This is a genomic window from Abyssisolibacter fermentans (genome assembly GCF_001559865.1).
Taxonomy (GTDB): Bacteria; Bacillota; Clostridia; order Tissierellales; family MCWD3; genus Abyssisolibacter; species Abyssisolibacter fermentans.
The window spans coordinates 69,524-85,800 of record NZ_LOHE01000002.1; the positions used below are offsets into that span (position 1 = coordinate 69,524).

The following is a 16,277-nucleotide window of genomic DNA, read 5'->3' on the forward strand; positions in this document are numbered from 1 at the left end:
AAAACGTTTATTCAAAAATTTAAAGGAGGAATTTTTATGACAAATATGTTTATTGCATTACTAATACTTGCGGGAGTATGGGGTTTTGCAGAATTTATATCAATTAAAACAAAAGCATTTTTATCACTTACTTTTGTAGCTTTTGCACTGCTTTTAATAGGTTCATGGACTGGATTAATACCTGCAGATATTGTTGATAAAGCTGGATTGTCTACATTAGCAGTTCTAGCAATTCCATTAGTAGTAGTGCATATGGGAAGTACAATGAGTGCAGAACAAATGAAAAAAGAATGGAAGACTATAGCAATATGTGCAGGAGGACTAGTAACACTACTTTTATTCATGTTAACAATTGGAACGTTTGTTTTAGGAAAAGCAACGGCTATAACTGCAACGCCTGTTATCTATGGTGGAGGTCTGGCAGCAATAATTTTATCTTCAGTACTGAAACCACTAGGACTTGATCAGTTAATAGGCTTTGCTTGGTTAATGGCATCAGTACAACTTTTTGTAGGAATACCTTTATCTTTGTTTTTCTTGAAAAAATTTGCTAAGAAAATCACAAATAATGATACAGTAAGTGAATTGGCAGTTTCAATTACTGCTGGGGGTGTGAAAGAGAAGGAAAACAAAACATGTTTCTTACCTTCAAAGTACCAAACTACCTTTATACTTTTAGCTCTTGCTACAGCTATAGCAGCATTGGGAATGTATTTAGGAGAGTATACAAATAAATTTGGTATACATCCATATATAGTATGCCTGATACTTGCATTTCTGGCTGTGAGATTTAGATTAATACCATCTAATATAATGACAAAAGCAAATTCTTATGGTTTTTTAGTATTCGGAATGTTTGTATATATTGGAGTTCAGATAACATCTAGTATTACATTAGATGTATTTATTCAACTGTTAAAGCCAGCAACGATATCATTTTTGATAGCTGTACCTGGATTAGCATTAGGTGCTGTTATTGTAGCAAAGCTTATTAAAGTGGATACCTACCTTGCATTGGCATTAGTATATACTTGTATGATTGGATTCCCAACTACTATAATAATGGCTGAAGAGGTTTCTACAGTTTTCGGAAGAACAGAAGAAGAAGTGAATATATTAAAAGGTTATTTAGTACCAAAGATGCTTATTGGTGGTTTAGCCACCGTTAGTGTATTTTCAGGTTTTCTTGCTTCAATATTGGTTAAATTTTTATAATCTATAATTTATATTATAAATATGAGAGGTGCTCTTAATTGTGTGAGAATTTAAAAAATAAAGAATTGGAAGCTACAAGATTAATCAGTGAATATGCTTCAAATGTAAAATATGAGGATATTCCTGCACAGGTTATTGAGTTTACAAAACTATTAATTCTTGATTCAGTAGGGAATTCTATTGGTGGTCAACTGCTTGAACCAGGTAAAAAAATAAATGAATATTACTCTGAAATGGGCGGAAGACCTGAAGCGACTGTTCTATCAACTGGTGAAATGTTACCATTAAATAATGCGGTTTATATTAATTCTTATTTATCCAATGTACTGGATTATGATGATGCATATAAAGCAGTAGGACATCCAGGTTGTACCATTATTCCTCCTGCCATTGCTGTTGCTGAACACCGTGAAAAGAGTGGTAAAGAATTATTAACTGCTATTATAACTGGGTATGAAACCAGTATTAGAATTGCACAAGGAATTTCACCATCAGCTGAAAGAATACTAAAGGTTTGGGGTACAACGCAGCATCAAATCTTTGGGACTGTTATTGCGGCAAGTTCTTTACTCAATCTAGATGTTGATCAGATGAGAAATGCCATTGGAATCGCTGGTTATCATGCTGTTCAACCATTTGGTAATAAAGTTGGTATGAATCCAGCAGATAGACCTGTATCATGGATGAAGAACAATTACGGATGGGCAGCTATGGGAGGTGTAATGGCTGCAATACTTACAGAGAAAGGCTTCATTGGGAATAAAGCTTTCTTAGATGGAGAAACAGGTTTATGGATTATGGCTGCTTCTGACCAATGTGATTTTGAATTAATGGTAAGTGGTCTTGGTGAAGAGTATAAGACAATGACAACTGAATTTAAGCCATATGCATGTTGCAGGTGGGCTCATTCAGCTGTAGAAGCAGGTGAAATCTTAATTAAAAATAATGAAATTGATTTAAGACAGATTCAAAAAGTAGATGTGGAAGCATATACGATGGCTGCTACTTACTTACCCGAGAAGAAACCAATAAATGCTTTTGAAGCTCAATTTAGTTTACCATATCTTTTAAGTATTACATTACATGGTAAATCACCAGCATTAGGGCTTAAAGAAGAAGATATTACAAGTGAAGATATTTTAACTCTTTCTCAAAAGGTAAACATAACGGTTAACGAAGAGCTCAATAATCTATTCTTTACTAAGGGACAGATGCCTTCTAGTGTAAAAATCACTATGAAAGATGGTACTACTTTTGAAGAGGTAATTTATGAACCTAAAGGTTCAGAATCAAATCCGATTACCAATGATGAATTAGTAACAAAATTCTTCAACATTACAATACCAATAGTTGGAGAAGAAAAGGCTAAAAAGCTATATAATTCAATTATGTCTATGGAAAATGTTACGAATATCAAAGAAATGATTAAAAATATTTATCATTAATAAAATGTGATAAAGAAAACAGCTGATTCTTATAGTGAATAGGAGTCAGCTTGTTAATTAGATCATTATTTTTATAATAATATTTCCTAAACTCTGCAACAGTTCTATTAGCAGTTTTAGTATATAAGAAATGTATGATTTTAGAGCTTTGGAGTATGCTTGATTACAGGTGTTTCCAGAGCTACTATTTTTACTTTAGTAAACATTGATTTTTCATAATATTCATAAAGTAAAAAATTATTATAGGAAAAAGATTGAAATTTGAATAAAATCATATATAATATACGATATATAAATTTATCTTTGAAATTTAGGAAAGATATATTTTTATATGCATGTTAAATTAGCAATAGTGCAAGCCAATAGCTGAGATTAAACAGTTATTTTATCTTAGGAGAATAAATTGATATTTTTTTAAAAAAGCATTACAGTAAATTTAGAAACAGTTGTAAAAATAATAATTAGTATACCAAGAGTTATATCTAAAAAATGGGTTAATAATTTGGTTAATCAGGAGCAATTGTGTTAAATATGCATGAATAAGTTATATACTGAAGAGGAGTGTTACTTAATGAGAAATATTGTTAATATTATTTTAAAAGATTTCAAAAGAAAAATGAGAAAAAATGTATGAAATTTGTTGGTTATAGAACATTAAAAACAGGGCTTGGTGCTTCAGTTGCAATCATTGTTGCAAAACAGTTAGGAGTAGGATATGCTGTATCTGCAGGCATTATTACTATTTTAAGTATTCAAAATACTAAAAAGCATTCTGTTAAAATAGCACTTCAGCGAATAGGTGCTTGTATTTTAGCTTTACTTATTTCTTCTATTCTTTTTAAAATCTTTGGATATACTGAGATAATCTTTGGTATCTTTTTATTGATTTTTATCCCCTCAGCAGTAAAATTTAATTTAAGAGAAGGAATCGTTGTAAACTCTGTGCTTGTAACACATCTACTATCCCAAAAATCTGTTGATATATTTTGGCTTAGAAATGAACTAATACTTATGTTAATTGGTGTGGGTGTGGCTTTGTTGTTAAATATCCACATGCCGAGTATAGAAGGAGATATTAAACAAGATCAAATTTACATTGAAGAAAAGATGAAGGAGATTTTAATTTGTATGGCGGTGGCATTGAAGAAAGATCAAGTTTCATTGCAACAAGATGGTTTGTTTAATAGCCTTGAAACTAGGTTGTATAAGGCGCGAAAGCGTGCTTATATTAATTTAAATAATTATTTTCTTCTAGATGATAGTTATTACGTACAGTATATGGAGATGAGAATAAAGCAGTATGAAACTATGAAGCGAATGAAAGAACATTTTCAACATTTTTCAATAACTTATGAGCAGACTATTATGATAGCTGAGTTTACAGAAAAGGTTGCTGATTCATTATATGAAGATAATACAGCCATGCAATTAATTTATGATTTACAGCTATTAAGAGAGGAATTTAGAAAAATGTCTCTTCCTTCATCACGAGAAGAATTTGAAAATAGAGCAATGCTTTTTCAGTTTTTAAATGATATGGAGCAGTTTTTAAAAGTTAAGTATGATTTCAAAAAACACTTAATAACAAAAGATAGCTACTAGTATCAAAACAGTGTAAAAGGGATTTTTTGATTGACACCTGGCAAAAAATAAAATAGTAAGAATAAAAATAATATGGTTTAGTTCAATCAGGATACACTACCATTTTGGGTAGCAGATATGGATTTCTCATGTCCCAAATCAGTTATAGAATCAATGAAAAGGCGTGTAGATAGACTTATATTTGGTTAGGTAACTATGGAGATCTCCTGCTGTTTTCAAATTTCTTTGTGTAATCATATTTCTTAATACTTCTTTTGGCACTGTACTCATAAAAAACGCTCCCTTCTGGTTATATTTGGATTATTGCCAGAATAGAACGTTTTTTTCACAAAAGCACAGATTAAATTATATTACCAGAATAAAAGGATGATGGCAAACAAAACGTCCCTATGACTCCTATGACACATTTTTCATTCAAACTAATTTATGTTATTCCTTTATTTACTTTATCATATTTATAAAGTATTCGTGAAAAGTAGTATCATCTGTTAGCTCTGGATGAAAAGAAGTAGCAATCATATTCTTCTGGCGTACAGCTACAATGTTGCCATTTACCTTATGAAGTATTTCCACCTTTTCATCCAAGTCAACAACGTATGGAGCTCTAATAAACACCATAGGAATTTCCTTTTTGGATACTCCTTCAATTACTTCTTTTGTGACAAAACTATCTAGTTGAGTACCATATGCATTTCGTCTTACTTTTATATCCATAACTTGCAGGTGAGCCTCTTCATCACCATATAGTTTTTTAGCAAGAAGAATCATTCCAGCACAGGTTCCCCATACAGGTAAACCATTTTCAATTTTATCTTTCAAGATTTCCTTTATTCCAAAGTCCTTTAGTAATTTTTCTATTGCTGTACTTTCACCACCAGGTAAAATAATTCCATCCAGATGATCAATTTGTTTAGCTTTTCTTATCTCAATTCCGTTATGGCCTAACGATTTAATTATATCTATATGTTCCTTAAATGCACCCTGAAGTGCTAAAACACCAATATTTTTCATCTTAGTATCCTCTGTTAGCCATTCTTTCTTCTTTATCTATTGAGTATACATTTATCCCTACCATTGCTTCTCCAAGGTTTTCTGATATCTCTGCTAATATCTTTGGATCATTATAATGCGTAACAGCTTTAACTATAGCAGCAGCTCTTTTTCTTGGATCTCCAGATTTGAAGATTCCAGAACCAACGAATACTCCATCGCAACCAAGCTGCATCATCATCGCAGCATCCGCAGGGGTAGCAACTCCACCAGCAGCAAAGTTTACAACAGGAAGCTTTCCATGCTCATGTACATATTCAACCAAATGAATAGGTGCTTGTAATTCTTTTGCAGCATTCATTAATTCTTCCTTTGATAAACCTTGAATTCTTCTAATTTCAGAATTCATCATTCTCATATGTTTAACAGCTTCGATAACATCACCTGTTCCAGGCTCACCTTTTGTTCTGATCATTGAAGCACCTTCTCCAATTCTTCTTAAAGCTTCACCTAGATTTTTGGCTCCACAAACAAAAGGGACTTTAAAATCTTTTTTGTCAATATGCAGCATTGGGTCAGCAGGTGTTAATACTTCACTTTCATCAATATAATCAACTTTAAGTGCTTCTAAAATTTGAGCTTCAACGAAATGCCCGATTCTTACTTTCGCCATAACTGGAATAGAAACAGCATTTTGAATACCTTTAATCATTTGAGGATCTGAAGCTCTTGCAACTCCACCATCTTTTCTTATATCAGCTGGAACTCTTTCAAGAGCCATAACAGCACAAGCACCCGCTTCTTCAGCAATTTTTGCTTCTTCAGGTGTGGTTACATCCATAATCACTCCACCCTTTAACATTTGAGCAAGATTTTTATTCAATTTATATCTATTATCCATCATAAATTCCCCCTATTTTTAAATTATATAGATACAATATGTATTGTACCCCAACTAACTACATACATTATTACATATTCACACCGATAAATCAATACGATTTTGGAAAAATGTATGTATAAATTTAAATTGTATGGGTATATTTTATTAATATTTGCTCAAATGGCAGTACAATTTCTATATAAATCATATTAAACTGTTACTACGGTATGTTAATATGAAAAATAAAATATATTAACTTGAATAGCAATATATTGAATATTAAATACAAATTGTATGTAAATGTGATAAAATATATATAATATCAAACAAGTGAGGTGTAAAAATTGAAAGAAAATCTTAAGCCTATTAAAAGAAGCAGGTTAAGAATTTTTTTAGGTAAAAATTATTATACATATAAAAGATATTTTGAATGGAAATTTGATAGTAAAAAATACGCTAAGACTAAATCTAATGAATTGTTAAAATACAAGTATTATAATCATCAAACTCCACTATATAGAAAGCTCAAAGATGTTGACATGTGGTTACAAGAAAACAAAATTATAAATTTAAAGATAGCGGTAAAGTGCTTAAATAAAATAGTAATATTTCCTGGGGAAACGTTCTCTTATTGGCAGCTTATAGGTAAACCAACTAAAGGAAAAGGGTACGTTGATGGTATGTTCTTAAATCATGGTAAATATATAACTGGCATAGGAGGAGGTTTATGTCAATTATCTAATTTAATTTATTATATGACTTTACATACTCCGTTGAAAGTTGTTGAAAGGTATAGACATAGTTATGATGTTTTTCCAGATAGTAATAGAACTCAACCATTTGGTTCAGGTGCTACATGTGTTTACAATTATCGAGATTTACAAATATACAATGATACTCAAGTTCCGTTTCAATTGTATTTAGAAGTAACTGATGAATTTCTTAAAGGTCAATGGGTAAGCACACACGAACCAATCTACAAATATGAGGTTTATGAAAAAGAACATAAAATAACTCATGAAGTATGGGGTGGATATGTAAGACATAATGCTATATATAGAAAAGTTTTTGATTTTAATGGAAATGTTATAGATGATGAATTCATTACAGAAAATCATGCATTAATGATGTACGAGCCTTTGTTAACAGATGCTTCTTTAGACTGATAAACAAAATTCATGAAGAATACATATAGTTTAGTTTTTTATTCTTGACTTTTATATTTTTATTAAATAAAATAGCACATAAATACAAATTGTTAGGGGGAGATAATTTGAAGGATATAAGGCTTAAGAATGGTGAGGTACTACATATCAGAAAAGCTGAAGTTTCAGATGCTGAAGCAATGCTTAAATATCTCAATACAATTGCAGGAGAATCGGATTTTTTAACATTTGGTGTTGGTGAATTCAATATGCCTGTTGAAAGAGAAAAAGAAATAATTCAAAGTTGTAGAGATAGCGATAATAGAATATTTATAATCGGAGAAATTGATGGCAGAATAGTTGCTAATTTGAATTTTGCAGCAGGAGGCAGACCAAGAACTAAGCATGTTGGTGAATTTGGTATTAGTGTTTTAAAAGAATACTGGGGGATGTCTATAGGTAAGAATATATTAAGCTGTTTGATCGATTGGGCTAAAAACAATGGAATAAGAAAGATAAATTTAAGAACTAGAGAAGACAATCATAGAGCAATAAAATTGTATCAAGATTTAGGGTTTGAACAAGAAGGAATATTGAAAAGAGATTTTCTTACAAATGGTGAATTTTATAGTTCAGTATGTATGGGATTAATAATAGACTAGGTGGGGTTTCCCATCTTTTTTATATAATAAGAAATAACTTAAATAGCGAGCTAAAAAAGTCAAAGAACTTTTTGGGTAGGAAAAAACTCTGTGTAGGAAACTGATTATAGTAATCTATTGGACCAAATAATGTGTCTAGAGCACGTGTCGGAAAATTTGAATTAATCAATGGTTACTATAAAGCTCGTTAAATTAACGATGGTGTGGATATACAGTAGCAAAAACAGAGCTGTAGCAGGTGTTAGTTAACTTGTCTTTCAATTATTTATGATTGAAAGTTTTATAATACTAATGTTTTTTCAAATCCACTTATATAGACACAAAATAAATACAATAAACTACTATAAATGCCCTCAATATCTTTTTCTTAACTCTGGATATTGCTCTTGCAGTAATCTAGATCTTTTCAAATACTGCTCCATTTTACTCGGTGATACTTGGAGGAAATGATATTAACATATGAACATGTTCTTTTCCTACACTTCCTTTTATTATCTTCCTTGCTTCTCATACTTGTGTTACTAAGTCTCTTGGTCTTATGGATATTGGTTTTACTAATATACTTCATATCTATATTTTGTAACTCATTAAAGACGATGGATTTAGACCACGTACTTATAATAAAAAATGTTTACATTAGTAAATATTTTATTTACTAGAAGCAACACAACAAAAAACAACATAAAAACACAAAACATCATAAAAACAGTTGACAATGCACAAATTTGATGGTAATCTTAAATTAAGGTAATATTTCATCGATGGAATAGGAAAAATTCAAAAAATGAAAACGTTTCATGATTATAGGTAGATGAAAAATGAAAATTCATAAAATGTGATAACTTTTGATGTCACAACTTCTAGAATGTAGGTAATTTTACAGTTTTTTAAAGTTGGGGTAGATGTATTTGATTCTATTTAAACGACCTATTTTACAGGTGATACTATCATAAATCATAGGTAAAGAATTGTAAAAAGGGTAAAGAGGTATAATTAGTTTATTAAAATTGTGTTTTGAGAGATTGATGAATTTCTAGGTTTTAGTTGATGATAGGTATAATGTGTTTTTGTTTAAATAAGTATAAATTATTATTTGCATCAAAGCCAAAATCATCTAGATAGTATTTATATGAAAAATGGATGAAACCAAAAAAGCTTATAAAGAAGGTTTAAAGTTTAAGAAACTTGGTACTGCATATATACCACAAAATGGGGGGAATAAGCTATTATAATAAATTTTAGTGCAGTTTTTATGAGGAATATAGATTTTGTAATTAACTAAAAAATAACTAGATATGGAGGAAAATTGAATGAATAAAAGTAATTTAAAAAAATGGTTTACTCTTTTTGTGTTGATCCTTGGAGGGGGAACAATATATAAGCTTGCTAGTATTAAAGATGCTTTTTATATTCCGATGCAAGAACAATTTGGATTAAGTCACACACAAATAGGTGTCGCAATGGGATTATATGGTACAATAGGTACTTTTGGTTATTTCATATCAATGTATCTATCCGATCGGTTTTCAAAGAAAATATTGCTTCCTGTTGGTTTAATAGGAGTTGGATGTGTAGGTTTGTATTTATCAACATTTCCAAATTATAATGGCCTTTTAGTAACATTTGCATTGTTAGCTGTTTTTGATACTGTAATCTATTGGCCTGTTTTACTAAAAGCTGTTAGATTATTAGGGAATAAAGATGAACAAGGCAGAATGTTTGGTTTTCTAGAAGCAGGTAGAGGGGTAATAGATACAATAGTTGCCTTTAGTGCTCTAGGATTATTTGCATTATTAGGTAAAGGTGCAGCTGGATTAAGAGGGGCGATATATCTTTACTCAATTGCTCCAATTGTAATTGGTATTATTTCTTATTTCTTATTAGAAGATGATAAAATTCCAGGAATTGAAGAAGGTAATAAAAAAGTTAATAAAGACAAAATAGTTTTAAGTGGTGTTATAAAAGCACTTAAAATGCCTGAAATTTGGATAGTTTCTATGAATATATTTTCAGTATATGCTGTATATATAGGATTAACATATTTCATACCGTTTCTTAAAGACATTTATGGATTGCCTGTAACTTTGGTAGGTGCGTATGGAATTATAAATCAATATGGACTTAAAATGATAGGTGGACCTGTAGGTGGTTTTCTAGCAGATAAGAAATTTAAATCTGCATCCAAATTTTTAAGAGTTGCTTTTGCAGTAGCAGCAATTGCTATGACAGTAATTCTTTTCTTACCACATAAATCAATGAATATTTATTCTGGAATGACTGTTACTTTAGGATTTGGAGCTATAATTTTTGCCATGAGAGCAGTGTTCTTTGCTCCTGTTGAGGAAGTACAAGTTCCAAGAGAAATAAGTGGTGCAGCTATGTCAATAGCATCATTTATTGGTTATGCTCCTTATATGTTTATGTACACAGTATATGGAAGCATTTTAGATAAAAATCCTGGGATGTCAGGATATAATAAGGTATTTATGACAATGATAGGTTTTTCAGTATTAGGTATTATTATTAGTTCTTTACTTGTTAGAACAGTAAATAAGAATAATAATAAATCAAGTGCTATGATAAATAAAAAAAATAAGAGTATAAATTAGATAAATGTAAATATTTAAGTATATTAAAGAAATACATTCTATGATCTTTTTATTAAAAAGATCATAGAAATTTTCTTTGTAGAAATTTAGTATTAAATGTTTGAAAAATTATGATTACATATTGTAGTAATAATATAAAGGGGCTGAATAATTATGATAAAGCAAGACAATAAAACAAACGTATTGTATATATCAATAGATGCTTGTAGACCTGATTTTATTATGGAATCTGATAAACTTGGACTCAAATTACCAAATCTTCATAAATATTTTGTGAGAAATGGTACTTATGCTTCTAAGGGTGTAAAAGGAGTATTTCCTACATTTACATATCCTAGCCATTTTTCTATGATTACAGGGACAAATCCAGCAACACATGGTGTTTATAATAATACATATTTTGATCCAGAAGGAAAGCTTAATGGTGCATGGTATTGGTATGCAAATGAAAAAGAAATTCCAACTTTATGGGATGTTGCTCATGAACATGGATATCTTACAGCAAATGTTGGTTGGTCTACATCAATAGGTGCTAAAATTGATTATGACATTCCTCAAGTTTGGTTAACTTCTACACCATTTGATTCTAAATTTATTAATGGTTTTAGCAGACCACAGGGAATTGTTTATGAAATGGAAAATGAAATTGGTCATTATTCTGGATATAAATGGGATATAACTGGGGATGCAGATAGAGCTAAAGCTGCATTATGGATGTTAGAAAAAAAGATAAGACCGCAAATTTCTCAAAAGCCTTTCTTTATGACAGTATATTTTGCATCTTATGATGATATAGCACACAATAATGGTAGTATATCTGATATATCAAAAACCGCTTTGGAAGAAATAGACAAACACGTTGGAGAATTAGTGAAAAAAGCTCATGAAATTACAAATGATAATATAGTTGTATGTGTTGTTTCAGACCATGGTATGATGGATAATATTGCAAGCATTAGACCAAATACAGAATTTAACAAAGCAGGATTAATCAAAACTGATGAAAATGGAAAATTAAAAGAGTGGGATGTGTTTATGCAACGTTCAGGTGGTGTAGGTCAAATAAAGTTAAAAGATCCTAACAATAAAGAAATAAGATGCAAAGTTGAATCTATAATTAATAAGCTTAAGGAAAATCCATCTAGTGGTGTGTTAGAAGTTTTAACGAGAGATGAGTGTATCAGAAAAGAAAAAGGATTTGCTGATGCAGACTATGTTATTGTTTCAAAAGGTGGATACGAATTAAGAGAAGACATTCTTGGAGATTATTTAACTGATGAATTAAGTAATATTGCACAGCATGGTTATTCAAAAACTTTCCAAGAAATGAGAGCTATATTTTTGATAGAAGGTTTAAATATAAAGAAGAATAATGATATTGGTGAAACAGAATTAATTAATTATGCACCAATACTAGCAAAAATTATGGGTTTTGATCTTTCAAATGCTGAAGGTAAAAATATACTGTAATGTAATAATTAATATTATTAAAAAATTTAATAGACTAGTGGTTAATTTTTATAATTCATTAAATTTAAATATCATTATCATAAGTTATTGATGGCTACTGTTGAAATTATTTGGCAAATAGGCTATAATACACTAGAGTACAGAATAATATATTTATTTAAAGATTTGTGTTTTAAAAGGAGGTCTAGCTTTGCTAGCACAAGAGAGATATGAGAAAATTCTAAATATTATTGAAGAAGATGGATCTGTCAAAGTTTCAATGCTTACAAAATTATTCAATGTATCCATAGAGACTATTCGAAGAGATTTAGATTATTTAGAGAAGGAAGGATATCTAAAAAAAGTCTATGGAGGAGCTGTTCTTGAAAAAGTTAGCATGAAACAACTTGCAAGACAGACACGAGAAAAAGAGAATATAGAAGAGAAGAAGGAAATTGCTGATATTGCAGTACGCTTTATTAGCGAAGGCCAATCTATTGCTATGAATGCAAGCACAACGAATTTAGAAATAGCAAAAGTATTAAAGTTAAAATGTAAAAAATTAACTGTAATAACCAATTCATTATTGATTGCCAGCGAATTAGCGGATATGGATAAATATACTATAATTCTCACAGGCGGTATTTTTAGGAAAGAAGAATTTTCCTTAGTTGGTGGTTTAGCAAAAAATAATATTAGTGAATTTAATGTAGATACAGCATTTATTAGTGTAAGTGGAGTGTCTCTTTATGCTGGTATAACAGATTATGATATAGATGAACTTCAAATACAAAAACAAATGATAAATATTTCTCAGCAAGTTATAGTATTAGCAGATAGTAGTAAGATTGATACTAGATCTTTGTTAAAAGTTGAAGATTTGAATAAGATTAATATGATTATAACTGACTCTACTCTTAAGAAGAATATTTTGCAAAAATATAATCAAAATGGAATAGAGATTATCAATAAATAGTTCAAATTTTACTTATTCATTAATTTAATAATAAGACGATTAACGCTATTTATATACTAAATTTAGTGTATGAATAGCGTTTTATATTATGAAGAAATTGATTAAAATCAACCAAATCAACAAAAAAACAAATAATAAAACAAAAATACTTTAAAATACACATAATTTATGTTACTATATTAGTACCACCTAATATTAAATGGAGAGGGGCTTAGCTAAAACTTTTTAGTTAATTAACATGGAAAACGTTATTGATATAATTGTTGAAATAGTTATGGTTAATAATAGAAGGGAGAGGGATGGATGCTAGTACTAGAAAGCTTTTTCAAAAACTTATCAATGTTTATTTGGGGTAATTGGTTTATAGTTATATTTTTAGGAATAGGACTTTATTTTACGATATTAACAAAAGTTATTCAGATTAGAAAACTGCCATTTGCTCTTTATGAAACTCTCATAAAACCTTACAAAAAGGAGAATAAGTTAAAGGGAGAAGGAACTATTACTCCATTTCAAGCTATGTGTACTGGTTTAGCAGGTTGCGTAGGGAATGGGAATATTGTAGGTGTTACTACAGCTATAATTGGTGGCGGTCCAGGTGCAATATTTTGGATGTGGATTGCTGGGATTCTGGGTATGGCTACTAAATATGCTGAGATTATTATTGGTATTATATATAGAGAAAAAGATGATAATGGGAATTTTGTAGGAGGACCTATATATTATATATCAAAGGGATTGAAGCTTCCATGGCTTGCTAGTGTTTTTAGTGTACTACTAGTAATTCAGTGTACTGGTGGAAATTTAATTCAGTCTAACGCTGTTGCTGGTATTGTTGAAAACATGTTTGGTATTTCACCTATTGTTACTGGTATTAGCCTTGTAATTGTAATTGGTCTTGTAATTGTTGGTGGAATCAAGAGACTTGGTAGGTTTGCTGAGATTTTTGTACCTATTATGGCATGTTTTTATATTGTAGGAGGTTTAGTAGTTATAGCTTTTAATATAGATAAAATGCCAAGTGTTATAAAACTTATTTTCACAAGTGCATTTTCTTTAAAGGCAGGTATTTCTGGTACTGTTGGTTATACAATACGAGAAGCCATGAAATTTGGAGTAGCTCGTGGGCTATATTCTAATGAAGCTGGAGAGGGAGCGGCACCTGTTGTTCATGCAACAGCAATTACAGACCACCCTGCGAGACAAGCTTTATTTGGGATAACTGAGGTCTTAATGGATACTGTAATACTTTGTAGTATTACTTCATTTGTTTTGCTTTCTTCAGGGGTTCTTGATTTGAACGAATCCCCTGCTGCGTTAGTTAGTCTTGCTTTTGGACAAGTGCATCCGATATTAAGATATCTTGTAGGGATAAGTATGATATTTTTTGCATATTCTACTATACCAACACAATGGTATTTTGGTGATATAGGTTTAGCCTATATTATTGGTACAAAAAAGGCTGCAATATACAAGTATATTTTTTTAAGCTTCACTATTATTGGGTCAATCAGTAGTTTGAGATTAGTTTGGAGTGTTATGGATTGTATATTAGGTGTATTAATTATACCTAATTTAATAGCAATTATGTATCTTAGTCCAAAAGTTTATAAGTATACAAAGGAATTTTATGATCCTGCTAATTGCTATATTGAACATTAGTTTATGCACTTTTTGGTAATTAATATATTATTATTTTAAGATTATATTTAGTAATTGTGGAGGTAGATATGAAAAATTATAGTGCTTTTGATATTATAGGACCTAAAATGGTAGGACCATCAAGTTCACATACTGCTGGAGCTAATAGGCTAGGTAGAGTTGCAAGAAAGATTGTCAAGGAGGATATAAGGAGAGTAAAGTTCTTGTTACACGGTTCATTTAGCAAAACTTATAAAGGACATGGTACTGATAGAGCTCTATTAGCAGGTATAATGGGTATGATAGAGAGTGATGAAGAACTAAAAAAATCTTTTGAAATTGCAAAAAAACAGGGTATTAAATATGAGTTTGTTGAAACTAATCTAGGAGATGTTCATCCAAATACGGTTAAATTTATTATAGAAAAGTCAAATGAAGAACAAGTAGAAATTATGGGTACTTCAATAGGTGGAGGAAATATTATAATAACTGAAATTAATGGCATGAGATTAGAATTTACAGGGAAGTATCCTACAGTTATAACAAGACATAAAGATTATCCTGGTGTTATAGCAAAAGTTGCTAAAATCTTTTCTGATTATCATATGAATATAGCTTTTATGAGTGTATATAGACAAGATAAGGGACAGGATGCTTTTATGGTTATTGAATTAGACAATGAACTTAAAGATGATTTAACAAGAAATATAAAAAGTGAAGCAGAAGAAGTTCGGGATGTATATATTATTGAATCTATATAAGATAAAGGAGTAGAACTATGACATTTAATTTTAATTGCGGAAACGAATTAGTTAAACTATGCAACGTACATAATAAAGCGATTTGGGAAATTATGCTAGCAAGAGAATCTGAAAATTCTGGTAAAAATTCAGATGAAATACTAGAGATGATGAAAGAAAATTTAATAGTTATGAAAAATGCGGTTATAAAAGGTCTTAATGAAGATACAAAATCTATAAGTGGATTAGTTGGTGGTGATGCAAAGCTATTAAATAATAGGTACAAAAAAAATAAAACTGTTTCAGGAACTAAAATGGTAAAAGCAGTTGCAAGTGCTATGGCAGTTGTAGAAGTAAATGCTTCAATGGGACAGGTTGTTGCAGCACCCACAGCAGGATCATGTGGAATTTTACCAGGAGTTCTTATTAGTGTTGGTGAAGATTTCAATTTTAGTGAAGATGAATTAGTAAAAGGGTTACTTACAGCTTCAGCTGTAGGTTTAATAATAGCTAAAAATGCTACAGTATCAGGAGCTGAAGGAGGATGCCAAGCAGAAACAGGAGCTGCATCTGCTATGGCTGCTGCAGCTGTAGTAGAGTTATTGCAAGGAACTCCAGAAGAGGCATTACATGGTGCAGCTATGACTATTAAGAATATTTTAGGATTAGTTTGTGATCCTATAGCAGGATTGGTAGAATGTCCTTGTGTTAAGAGAAATGCTATAGGTACTGCAAATGCTTTAATATCAGCAGATATGGCATTAGCTGGCATTAAAAGTGTGATTCCTTTTGATGAGGTAGTAGAAGCTATGTATATAGTTGGGAAAACTTTACCTGCTACATTAAGGGAAACTGCTATGGGAGGGTTAGCAGATACACCTACGGGAAGAAAACTTGCAAAAATAATTTTTGGTAATTAA

General features: G+C 30.5%; 13 protein-coding genes. 11 read left to right on the forward strand and 2 right to left on the reverse strand.

Translation table 11 applies throughout. From position 1 onward, the window contains the following. Positions 1-36: 36 nt before the first annotated feature. The 3 genes from AYC61_RS00460 to AYC61_RS00470 all read left to right on the forward strand — a co-directional run bounded on the left by AYC61_RS00460 (position 37) and on the right by AYC61_RS00470 (position 4,262). Entirely contained in the window at positions 37-1,215 is a 1,179-nt protein-coding gene (locus tag AYC61_RS00460; protein ID WP_066495164.1) for a hypothetical protein, read from the forward strand. Between the two features lie 38 nt (positions 1,216-1,253). Then, the gene (locus AYC61_RS00465) at positions 1,254-2,660 is read left to right on the forward strand and encodes an MmgE/PrpD family protein (protein WP_066495165.1); all 1,407 of its coding nucleotides are present in this window, start codon (positions 1,254-1,256) and stop codon (positions 2,658-2,660) included. 630 nt (positions 2,661-3,290) lie between these two features. After that, complete coding sequence (locus AYC61_RS00470) at positions 3,291-4,262, forward strand: aromatic acid exporter family protein (protein ID WP_066495166.1); 972 nt, start codon at positions 3,291-3,293, stop codon at positions 4,260-4,262. A gap of 441 nt (positions 4,263-4,703) precedes the next feature. Here the strand turns inward: AYC61_RS00470 and pdxT are convergent, their stop codons facing one another. Both pdxT and pdxS read right to left on the reverse strand, forming a co-directional pair. Beyond that, a complete protein-coding gene (gene pdxT / locus AYC61_RS00475) occupies positions 4,704-5,273 on the reverse strand; it encodes a pyridoxal 5'-phosphate synthase glutaminase subunit PdxT (protein ID WP_066495167.1) in 570 nt (189 codons plus the stop codon). A 1-nt stretch (position 5,274) separates the two neighbouring features. After that, on the reverse strand, positions 5,275-6,156 hold the full coding sequence (gene pdxS / locus AYC61_RS00480) for a pyridoxal 5'-phosphate synthase lyase subunit PdxS (protein ID WP_202906773.1): 882 nt from the start codon (positions 6,154-6,156) through the stop codon (positions 5,275-5,277). A 323-nt stretch (positions 6,157-6,479) separates the two neighbouring features. On the opposite strand from pdxS, the gene AYC61_RS00485 reads away from it, so the two are divergent. From AYC61_RS00485 to sdaAA, 8 genes are all read left to right on the forward strand, one after another. Next, complete coding sequence (locus tag AYC61_RS00485; RefSeq protein ID WP_066495171.1) at positions 6,480-7,301, forward strand: VanW family protein; 822 nt, start codon at positions 6,480-6,482, stop codon at positions 7,299-7,301. Positions 7,302-7,408: 107 nt separating this feature from the next. Then, positions 7,409-7,942: a GNAT family N-acetyltransferase gene (locus tag AYC61_RS00490; protein ID WP_066495180.1), complete on the forward strand. Its 534-nt coding sequence runs from the start codon at positions 7,409-7,411 to the stop codon at positions 7,940-7,942. Positions 7,943-9,252: 1,310 nt separating this feature from the next. After that, the gene (locus tag AYC61_RS00495) at positions 9,253-10,551 is read left to right on the forward strand and encodes an MFS transporter (protein ID WP_066495189.1); all 1,299 of its coding nucleotides are present in this window, start codon (positions 9,253-9,255) and stop codon (positions 10,549-10,551) included. Between the two features lie 153 nt (positions 10,552-10,704). Next, a complete protein-coding gene (locus AYC61_RS00500; protein ID WP_066495190.1) occupies positions 10,705-12,021 on the forward strand; it encodes an alkaline phosphatase family protein in 1,317 nt (438 codons plus the stop codon). Positions 12,022-12,211: 190 nt separating this feature from the next. Further along, positions 12,212-12,976: a DeoR/GlpR family DNA-binding transcription regulator gene (locus tag AYC61_RS00505; RefSeq protein ID WP_066495193.1), complete on the forward strand. Its 765-nt coding sequence runs from the start codon at positions 12,212-12,214 to the stop codon at positions 12,974-12,976. Positions 12,977-13,279: 303 nt separating this feature from the next. After that, positions 13,280-14,638, forward strand: coding sequence for an alanine/glycine:cation symporter family protein (locus AYC61_RS00510; RefSeq protein ID WP_066495196.1), 1,359 nt, complete (start codon positions 13,280-13,282; stop codon positions 14,636-14,638). A 68-nt stretch (positions 14,639-14,706) separates the two neighbouring features. After that, the gene (gene sdaAB, locus AYC61_RS00515; RefSeq protein WP_066495198.1) at positions 14,707-15,378 is read left to right on the forward strand and encodes an L-serine ammonia-lyase, iron-sulfur-dependent subunit beta; all 672 of its coding nucleotides are present in this window, start codon (positions 14,707-14,709) and stop codon (positions 15,376-15,378) included. A 17-nt stretch (positions 15,379-15,395) separates the two neighbouring features. After that, entirely contained in the window at positions 15,396-16,277 is an 882-nt protein-coding gene (sdaAA, locus tag AYC61_RS00520) for an L-serine ammonia-lyase, iron-sulfur-dependent, subunit alpha (protein WP_066495205.1), read from the forward strand.

What these genes read in the sequence shown, in the direction of transcription:
- pdxT (WP_066495167.1), bottom strand. Translation starts at nt 5,273, where the DNA reads ATGAAAAATATTGGTGTTTTAGCACTTCAGGGTGCATTTAAGGAACAT.
- AYC61_RS00500 (WP_066495190.1), top strand. Translation starts at nt 10,705, where the DNA reads ATGATAAAGCAAGACAATAAAACAAACGTATTGTATATATCAATAGAT.
- sdaAB (WP_066495198.1), top strand. Translation starts at nt 14,707, where the DNA reads ATGAAAAATTATAGTGCTTTTGATATTATAGGACCTAAAATGGTAGGA.
- AYC61_RS00495 (WP_066495189.1), top strand. Translation starts at nt 9,253, where the DNA reads ATGAATAAAAGTAATTTAAAAAAATGGTTTACTCTTTTTGTGTTGATC.
- AYC61_RS00510 (WP_066495196.1), top strand. Translation starts at nt 13,280, where the DNA reads ATGCTAGTACTAGAAAGCTTTTTCAAAAACTTATCAATGTTTATTTGG.
- pdxS (WP_202906773.1), bottom strand. Translation starts at nt 6,156, where the DNA reads ATGATGGATAATAGATATAAATTGAATAAAAATCTTGCTCAAATGTTA.
- sdaAA (WP_066495205.1), top strand. Translation starts at nt 15,396, where the DNA reads ATGACATTTAATTTTAATTGCGGAAACGAATTAGTTAAACTATGCAAC.
- AYC61_RS00460 (WP_066495164.1), top strand. Translation starts at nt 37, where the DNA reads ATGACAAATATGTTTATTGCATTACTAATACTTGCGGGAGTATGGGGT.
- AYC61_RS00470 (WP_066495166.1), top strand. Translation starts at nt 3,291, where the DNA reads ATGAAATTTGTTGGTTATAGAACATTAAAAACAGGGCTTGGTGCTTCA.